Origin of the sequence: Synechococcus sp. GFB01, assembly GCF_001039265.1 — a bacterium.
In the GTDB taxonomy this organism is placed as follows: domain Bacteria; phylum Cyanobacteriota; class Cyanobacteriia; order PCC-6307; family Cyanobiaceae; genus NIES-981.
This window is the reverse complement of record NZ_LFEK01000075.1, coordinates 1-8376: the sequence shown is the minus strand read 5'-3', so window position 1 is coordinate 8376 and position 8376 is coordinate 1. Positions and strand designations below refer to the sequence as shown.

5 protein-coding genes and 4 pseudogenes are annotated in these 8376 nt (G+C 68.8%); 3 read left to right on the top strand and 6 right to left on the bottom strand.

All coding sequences use genetic code 11. The features are described 5' to 3' along the window. On the top strand, positions 1 to 110 hold a 110-nt coding region (locus SYNGFB01_RS14300; RefSeq protein ID WP_152669601.1), incomplete at its 5' end, for a DUF760 domain-containing protein. Positions 111 to 115: 5 nt separating this feature from the next. Here the strand turns inward: SYNGFB01_RS14300 and SYNGFB01_RS09055 are convergent. The 5 genes and pseudogenes from SYNGFB01_RS09055 to psbA all read right to left on the bottom strand — a co-directional run bounded on the left by SYNGFB01_RS09055 (position 116) and on the right by psbA (position 5043). After that, a pseudogene (locus SYNGFB01_RS09055) lies at positions 116 to 1269 on the bottom strand (DUF4336 domain-containing protein). A gap of 2 nt (positions 1270 to 1271) precedes the next feature. Continuing rightward, the gene (locus SYNGFB01_RS09050) at positions 1272 to 2111 is read right to left on the bottom strand and encodes a metal ABC transporter permease (RefSeq protein ID WP_048017787.1); all 840 of its coding nucleotides are present in this window, start codon (positions 2109 to 2111) and stop codon (positions 1272 to 1274) included. After that, a pseudogene (locus SYNGFB01_RS09045) lies at positions 2108 to 2867 on the bottom strand (metal ABC transporter ATP-binding protein). Before SYNGFB01_RS09045 ends, SYNGFB01_RS09050 begins: the two are co-directional and overlap by 4 nt. Then, positions 2864 to 3793 carry a metal ABC transporter substrate-binding protein gene (locus tag SYNGFB01_RS09040; protein WP_053068419.1) on the bottom strand — a complete coding sequence of 310 codons (930 nt, stop codon included), beginning with the start codon at positions 3791 to 3793 and terminating at the stop codon, positions 2864 to 2866. The pseudogene SYNGFB01_RS09045 and the gene SYNGFB01_RS09040 overlap by 4 nt, the downstream one beginning before the upstream one ends. Before the next feature lie 171 nt (positions 3794 to 3964). After that, positions 3965 to 5043: pseudogene (gene psbA / locus SYNGFB01_RS09035) on the bottom strand (photosystem II q(b) protein). Between the two features lie 172 nt (positions 5044 to 5215). Between psbA and cofG the strand changes: the two are divergent. Further along, a pseudogene (cofG, locus tag SYNGFB01_RS09030) lies at positions 5216 to 6194 on the top strand (7,8-didemethyl-8-hydroxy-5-deazariboflavin synthase subunit CofG). Between the two features lie 32 nt (positions 6195 to 6226). Further along, positions 6227 to 7798 (top strand): photosystem II high light acclimation radical SAM protein, encoded by a 1572-nt coding sequence (locus SYNGFB01_RS09025; RefSeq protein ID WP_048017786.1) that lies wholly within the window; start codon positions 6227 to 6229, stop codon positions 7796 to 7798. Between the two features lie 42 nt (positions 7799 to 7840). Here SYNGFB01_RS09025 and SYNGFB01_RS09020 read toward each other — a convergent pair. After that, the coding region (locus SYNGFB01_RS09020; protein WP_048017785.1) for a type II CAAX prenyl endopeptidase Rce1 family protein at positions 7841 to 8376 on the bottom strand (536 nt) is incomplete at its 5' end.

Genomic DNA, 8376 nt, shown 5'->3' with positions numbered 1-8376 from the left:
TGACCGGCTACTTCCTGCGCCAGATGGAGCAGCGCATGGAACTCGACACCAGCCTGCTGGGCTGCGGCGTCGACAGCGAGGCCGGCGATCCCGGCGAACTGCGTCTCTGAGCCGCTCAGATCGGGGGCAACTCGGGCACGATCCCCAGCCGCACTAGCATGCGGTCGAGGCGCGCCAGGGTGGCCCAGCTGGCCTGATCGGGCGCCCAGTCCCTGGCTTGCAGCTGCGCAGCCAGTTCCATGAGCTGCGCCGCCGAGCAGTCGAGCGGTGCGTCGTAGTGGGCCGGAATCAGCCGGCGGATGCCGCTCAGGCCGCCCAGCTGCCGCAACCAGGCCACCAGGATGTCGCGGGCCCTGGGGAAGACGAGGCGCTCCAGCACCGGCGCCACCTGCAGGCGCGGCGCTCCGGGGGGCACCAACTGGGCGAACTCCGCTTCCCAGTCGTCCTGCCAGCGGAAGGGATAGAGGCCGAAATAGGCGCGCGCCTGCCGCACCCCCGGGCGCATCGCCTGGCGCAGCACCTCCCACCACGACGGCACAAGGAGCCGGTCGGGCCGCAGGTACGACGCGAACAGCACCAGCCGCCACCAGCCGCGCCGCCGCTGCTCGGGGGAGTCCTCGAGCGGCTGGTCGCCGCGGTCGCGGGCGTGGAACAGCAGCGGGGTGGGATCGGCGCTGAACAGCTCCGGGGGCTCGCTGGGGATCCCCACCAGGCATCGGTGACCAGCAGGCTGCCGCTGGCGCGATGCAGGCAGGCCACCTCCATGAAGGTTCCCAGGCCCAGGTCGAGCGGCCCCAGCGGCAGCCAGGTGAGTTCGTCGGCGTGGGGCAGCCCCTGTTCGAACAGCACCCGGGTCCGGCAGGCCGGAAAGCCCAGCCAGCTGGTGGGGAGGGACAGCGGAAAGCTCCACTGCCGCGGCGTCACCCACACCGTGGCCTCGGGGAAGGCACGGGCCATGGCCGGCACGGGAAGCTTGTGCTCCAGGCCTGAGCTGGTGGGCAGCACGATCGTGCACACCGCTCCATGCTGCTGCTCGAGCCGGTGCAGGGCGGCAAGCACCTCGCCGGTGGGTGCCACCGGGGCGTAGAGCAGCAGGCCGCGGCGCAGTCGCACCACGGTCATGCGGATTGGCACCGCCACATAGAGCACCCCCTGGAGCTGCTCGAAGCTCCACACCTGAGCGGGGATCAGCTCCCGCACCAAGGTGCGCCGGCGGCCATAGGGATAGAGCGGCAGCAGCGGCCACCAGGGCCAGGACTGATCCGACACGCCTAGGGAGCCTGAGAGCGAGGGCCCTTCAGGATGCCGTAGCGGGGAGCGAACAGGAAAGCCATCAGGAACAGGCCGGTCTGCACCAGCACGATGCAGCCGGCGGTGGAACTGTCGCTCCAGTAGCTGATGGTGATGCCCAGCACGCTGGAGAGCACGCTGCTGGCGATGGCCAGCAGAGTCATGCGGTCGAAGCGGTCGGTGAGCAGATAGGCGGTGGCCCCCGGGGTCACCAGCATCGCCACCACCAGGATGATGCCCACGGTCTGCAGACNGACCACCGCCGCCAGGGAAAGGGCCGAGAGCAGGGTGTAGTGCAGCAGGCCGGTGTTGATGCCGATCGAGCGGGCGTGGGTGGGATCGAAGCAGAACAGCAGCAGGTCGCGCCGCAGCACCAGCAGCACGACCACCACCAGAAGCGAGATCAGCAGCGTCTGGCGGATGTCGTCACCGGAGATGCCGAGCACGTTGCCGAACAAGATGTGGGTGAGGTCGATGTTGCTGCGCACCTTCGAGACCAGCACCAGGCCCAGGGCGAAGAATCCCGTGAACACCAGGCCGATCACGGTGTCTTCCTTGATGCGCGACTTCTGCTTCACAAAGCCGATCAGGGCCACCGAGCCCACACCGAACACGAAGGCTCCCAGCGAGAAGGGCAGCCCCAGGGCGTAGGCCAGCACCACGCCGGGCATCACCGCGTGGCTCACGGCATCGCCCATCAGAGCCCAGCCCTTGAGGGTCATGTAGCAGGAGAGCAGGCCGCAGACGCTGCCCACCAGGGCGCTGACCAGCAGCGCGCGCACCATGAAGTCGTGGCTCAGGGGTTCCAGAAGCAGATTCATGGCTCGCTCTCGATGGAGGTGGCTGGAGCACTGAGCAGCTCGGGGGGCAGACCGCCGAAGGTGAGGGCCAGGTTCTCGGGGGTGAACACCTCGGAGGTCTCGCCGTAGGCCAGCACGGTCTTGTTGATCAGCACCACCAGATCGCAGAAGTCGCGCACGTGGCTGAGGTCGTGGGTGGAGATCAGGATGGTGCGGCCCTCCTGGCGGAACTGCAGGAACAGCTCGGCCATCAGCTTCTCGGTGCGCACGTCGACGCCGTTGAAGGGCTCATCGAGCAGCAGCACCGAAGCCCGCTGAGCGATGGCGCGGGCGATGAAGGTGCGCTTGCGCTGGCCCCCGGAGAGGGCGCCGATGGGACGGTCGCGCAGATCGAGCAGATCGACCCGCTGCAGGGCCTCACGCACGGCCAGACGATCGGAAGCCCGCGGCAGCCGCAGCAGATTCATCGAGCCGTAGCGCCCATCATCACCACCTCCCACACGGAGATCGGAAAGCTGCTGTCGATCCCCTCGTTCTGGGGCACATAGGCCACCGCCTGATCCCGCTGGGCCCGCAGCACCGGCACGCCGTTGATCCGGATTCGCCCGCGCGAGGGCCGCACGAAGCCCGTGAGCGCCTTGAACAGGGTGGATTTGCCCGCCCCGTTCATGCCCACCAGGCCGCAGATGCATCCGGCCGCAGGCTCAGCGTGGCGTCGTGGAGGGCGACCACCCCGTTGTAGTCAACGCAGAGCTGGTCGACTTCGATGCGGTTCACCGGCTCTCACCTGCGGGGCCCAGGCCCCGCACGATCAGGCTCACGTTGTGGCGCTGCAGAGCAAGCAAGCTGGGGGCAGGGCCGGAGGGTCCCGAGAGAGAGTCCACGAAGAACGTACCGCCGTAGCGACTGCCGGCCGCCCGGGCGACCTCCAGCTGGGACTTGTTGCTCACGGTGCTCTCGCAGAACACCGCCGGTACCTGCCGCTGCTTCACGGTGTCGATCAGGCGGGCCATCCGGCGAGGGGTGACCTGGGATTCGGCGTTCACCTGCCACAGATAGGCCTCCTCCAGCCCGTAGTCACGCGCCAGGTAGGAAAAGGCCCCCTCGCAGCTCACCAGCAGCCTCTGCCGCGGCGGCACAGCCTCCAGGGCAGTGCGCAGCTCGGCATCCAGCTGGCCGAGCTGGCGCTTGTAGGCCTCGCCGTTGGCCCTGTAGGTGGCTGAGCCAGCGGGATCGAGTTCGGCGAAAGCGTCAACCAGCCGATCCACATACCGCTGGGCGCGGCGCGGCGACATCCAGGCGTGCGGATTGGGCTTGCCGGCATAGGCATCCCCCTCGATCAGCAGGGGGGTGATGCCATCGGCGAGGGTGACGGTCGGCACGTCACCGACAGAGCGGACGAAGCGCTCGGCCCAGCGCTCGAGCCCCAGGCCGTTCTCCACGATCAGATCGGCACCCTGGGCCGCCTCGATGTCGCTGGGGGTGGGTTCATAGCCATGGATCTCGGCCCCCAGGCGGGTGATCGAGCGCACCTCCAGGCGATCGCCCGCCACGTTGCGGGCCATGTCGGCCAGCACCGTGAAGGTGGTGAGCACCAGGGGGCGTGCGGCCGTGGGCCCCGCCCGCGGACGCCGATCAGGGCTGCAGCCGATCAGCAGGGCCAGCAGCAGGGGGGAGAGGAGTCGACGCCACGCGGAGGGCAAGACATCACGCAGGGGCAGCGGAAATCCTATGGAGCCGACTGCAGCCACGCTGACCCGGCAGTCGATCGGCGGCCATGGAAAAGCCCCCGCCAGGGCGGGGGCTCGATGCAGGAGAGCTCCCGGGCTCTCGGTCTTCGGCAGGCCGTTCGGCCTCAGCCGGGCTGATGGGCCTCAGCCAATCGAGGGGGCGGTCAGAGCTACGGGGGTGGCTTCGACAGCCGCCAGGTCGAGCGGGAAGTTGTGAGCGTTGCGCTCGTGCATCACTTCCATGCCCAGGTTGGCGCGGTTCAGCACGTCTGCCCAGGTGTTGATCACCTTGCCCTGGGAATCCAGGATCGACTGGTTGAAGTTGAAGCCGTTCAGGTTGAACGCCATGGTGCTGATGCCCATGGAGGTGAACCAGATGCCCACCACCGGCCAGGCAGCCAAGAAGAAGTGCAGGCTGCGGCTGTTGTTGAAGCTGGCGTACTGGAAGATCAGGCGACCGAAGTAACCGTGGGCAGCCACGATGTTGTAGGTCTCTTCCTCTTGGCCGAACTTGTAGCCGTAGTTCTGGCTCTCGGTTTCGGTGGTCTCACGCACCAGCGAGCTGGTCACCAGCGAGCCGTGCATGGCGGAGAACAGGCTGCCGCCGAACACACCGGCCACACCCAGCATGTGGAAGGGGTGCATCAGGATGTTGTGCTCAGCCTGGAACACCAACATGAAGTTGAAGGTGCCGCTGATGCCGAGGGGCATGCCGTCGGAGAAGGAGCCCTGACCGAAGGGATAGACTAGGAACACAGCCGAGGCGGCGGCCACAGGAGCGCTGTAGGCCACGCAGATCCAGGGGCGCATGCCGAGCCGGTAGGAGAGTTCCCACTCACGGCCCATGTAGCAGAAGACGCCGATCAGGAAGTGGAACACCACCAGCTGGTAAGGACCGCCGTTGTACAGCCACTCGTCGAGGCTGGCGGCTTCCCAGATGGGATAGAAGTGCAGACCGATGGCGTTGCTGGAAGCACAACAGCGCCGGAGATGATGTTGTTGCCGTAGATCAGGGAGCCGGCAACGGGCTCACGGATGCCGTCGATGTCGACGGGAGGGGCGGCGATGAACGCCACGATGAAGCAGATGGTCGCAGCCAGCAGGGTGGGGATCATCAGCACACCGAACCAGCCCACGTAGAGGCGGTTGTTGGTGGAGGTGACCCAATCGCAGAACTGCTGCCAGCTGGAGGCGCCGGAGCGCTGCTGGAGAGTGGTGGTCATGAGAACGAGAAGGAATGTTCCAGAGGAACGGGTATGGAGGGCGGGAATCCGCCGGACGGAACCCCGTCATCCGGGACTGTAACGGAACATTGCGGGGTTTGTGAAGAAGCGTTCCCGAATTTCGCCCGGGACTGGCTCGGCCCTCCCGGCAGCTCTGTCTGAGCCCTCCTGGATGCCTCGTTCCCGCCTGATCACCTGGAGCCCGAGCGTCACGCTGGTGCCCACGCGTCAGTGCTTCAACGCCTGCGACTACTGCAGCTTCCGTCACCCGCCGTCGTTGAGCCCTGCCCCTGACGGGCTGCCGGGCGACGCCCTGGGCGATGTCGACGCCCTGGCCCTGCTGCGGGCGCGGCCCAGGCTGCCGAGGTGCTCCTGCTCAGCGGCGAGGTGGCGCCGGGGGCGCCGGGCCGGGCGGCCTGGTTCGGCCGCCTGCTCAGGCTGAGCCACCTGGCGCTGGAGGCAGGGCGCCTGCCCCACACCAACGCCGGTCCCCTGTCGCGGCGGGAGATGGCGGCGCTGGGCCGGCGCAATCCCTCCATGGGCCTGATGCTGGAGGGCCTCGGGCCGGCCGTCGATGCCCGGCACCGCCATGCCCCCAGCAAGACGCTGGAGCAGCGGCTGATCCAGATCGAGCAGGCGGGCCGCCTGGGTATCCCCTTCACTACCGGCCTGCTGCTCGGGCTGGGCGAGAGCGCGGCGGAGCGGCGCGAGGCGCTGGAACTGCTGGCCCTGCTGCAACGGCACTGGGGCCACATCCAGGAGGTGATCCTGCAGCCCTGGCGGCCGGGGGGAGCGGCTGCCGGCCCCTTGGCCGCGCACGAGGTGGATGACCTCCTGGGGCTGATCGCCGTGGCGCGGCAGGTGCTGCCGGAGGAGGTGCATCTGCAGCTGCCGCCCAACCTCTGGCCGCCCGATCGGCTCATCGAGGCGCTGGAGGCCGGCATCGACGATCTCGGCGGCCTCGATCTGCAGGATGTGATCAACCCCGCCTACCCCCAGCCCGGCACCGGGGCCCTGGCGGAGCGCCTGGCGGCGGCGGGCTGGCGGCTGCTGCCGCGCTGTGCGTGCACCGCGAGTGGCTGGCCTGCCTGCCGCGGCGGCTGCAGCGGCAGGCGGCGGCGGTGTCCCAGCGGCTGGGGATGGATTGTTAGCGTCCGATCCGGAGTGGAGCGGGAAATCAGCCGTGAGCGATCACCGCGTGCTGCTGGTGCGCCTGCCCTGCAACCCGATCTTCCCGATCGGGCCGGTGTATCTGGCCGATCATCTGCACAAGCTGTTTCCGGAGCTGCCGCAGCGGATCCTCGATCTCGCAGCGGTGCCGCTGCTGGATGTGGAAGCGGCCCTGCGGGCTGAGGTGGAGGCGTTCCGGCCGTCGCTGCTGGTGTTCTCCTGGCGCGACATCCAGATCTACGCGCCGGTGGACGGCCGCAGCGGCAACCCGCTGCAGCACTCCTTCGAGGTGTTCTATGCCCGCAATCCGCTCAAGCGGCTGCGGGGGGCTCTTGGCGGGCTGCAGCTGATGCGTTCGTTCTACGGGGAGCTCTGGCGCAACCTGCGCCTGGTGCGCCGGGGCCTGCGCTGGGCGCGGCGCCACAACCCCGCGGCGCGGGCGGTGATCGGCGGCGGCGCCGTGAGTGTGTTCTACGAGCAGCTGGGCCGTCAGCTGCCCCGCGGCACGGTGGTGTCGGTGGGCGAGGGAGAGCCGCTGCTGGAGAAGCTGATCCGCGGCGAGTCGCTCGAGAGCGAGCGCTGCTTCGTGGCGGGAGAGTCGCCGCGGCCGGGGCTGATCCACGAGCAGCCGGCGGGCATGGAGAAAACCGCCTGCGATTACGGCTATATCGCCTCGATCTGGCCGCAGCTGGATTGGTATCTCGACGGCGGCGACTTCTACGTGGGTGTGCAGACCAAGCGCGGCTGCCCCCACAACTGCTGCTACTGCGTCTACACCGTGGTGGAGGGCAAGGCGGTGCGTGTCAACCCGGTGGAGGAGGTGATCGCCGAGATGCGTCAGCTGTATGCACGGGGTGTGCGGGGGTTCTGGTTCACCGATGCCCAGTTCATTCCGGCGCGCCGATACATTGAGGATGCCAAGGCGCTGCTGCGGGCGATCCAGGCTGAAGGCTGGAGCGACATCCGCTGGGCGGCCTACATCCGGGCCGACAATCTCGATGCCGAGCTGGCCGAGCTGATGGTGGCCACGGGCATGAGCTACTTCGAGATCGGCATCACCTCCGGCAGCCAGGAGCTGGTGCGCAAGATGCGCATGGGCTACAACCTGCGCACCGTGCTGGAGAACTGCCGTCTGCTGGCGCGGGCCGGCTTCCGCGAGCACGTGTCGGTGAACTACTCGTTCAACGTGATCGACGAGCGGCCCGAGACGATCCGCCAGACGGTGGCCTACCACCGCGAGCTGGAGCGGATCTTCGGGGCGGAGGTGGTGGAGCCGGCGATCTTCTTCATCGGCCTGCAGCCGCACACCCACCTGGAGCAGTACGGCTTTGAGCAGGGGCTGATCAAGCCCGGCTACAACCCGATGAGCATGGCGCCGTGGACGGCGCGGCAGCTGCTCTGGAATCCCGAGCCGATGGGCCACACCTTCGGGCGCATCTGCCTGGAGGCGTTCGAGCGCAATCCGGCCGATTTCGGCCGCACGGTGATGGATCTGCTGGAGCGCGACTACGGCAAAGCGCCGCTGCAGGAGGCCCTGCATGCGCCGGTGGAGGGGAGGGCCGCCCTGGCCACGGCGGTGCGCTGAACCGGAGAGCTCGCCCCTGGGCATGAGCTTGACCACCAGCAACTAGCCCCGCGCCAGCAGCAGCACCANNCCCAGCCAGCCCAGCAGCCCACCCAGCGGATTCACATCGCCCTGGCCGGGGCCCACCAGCCAGGCCGGTGCCGTGGCCGTGATCTGCAGCAGGCCGTGCTGCACCACGAACCAGCCGCCCACCAGGCCGCCGTGCAGGCCGATCGCCCCCCAGAGGCTGCCCCCCTGGCGGAGGCGCAGCCGCGCCAGGGCCAGCCCCAGCAGGGTGAGCCCGCCCAGCAGCGCCAGGCCGCTGGCGCCGCCGCTGCGATACCAGGGATGCACCAGCGCGAACAGCAGCGCCTGCAGCCCCAGCGCTCCCCGCGCCGGCAGCAGCAGCTCCAGCTCGCCCCAGAGCCAGCCGCGGAACAGCAGCTCCTCGGCAAAGCCCACCCCCAGCAGCAGGGCCAGAGCGTTGGACAGTAGTGCCGGGTTCAGCGCGCCGCGCCAGCCGGCCTGACCGCTCAGCAGCAGTGCGGCGGCAATAAGAGCCAGCAGGCCGATCGCCGCCAGCACACCCTGCGCCAGAC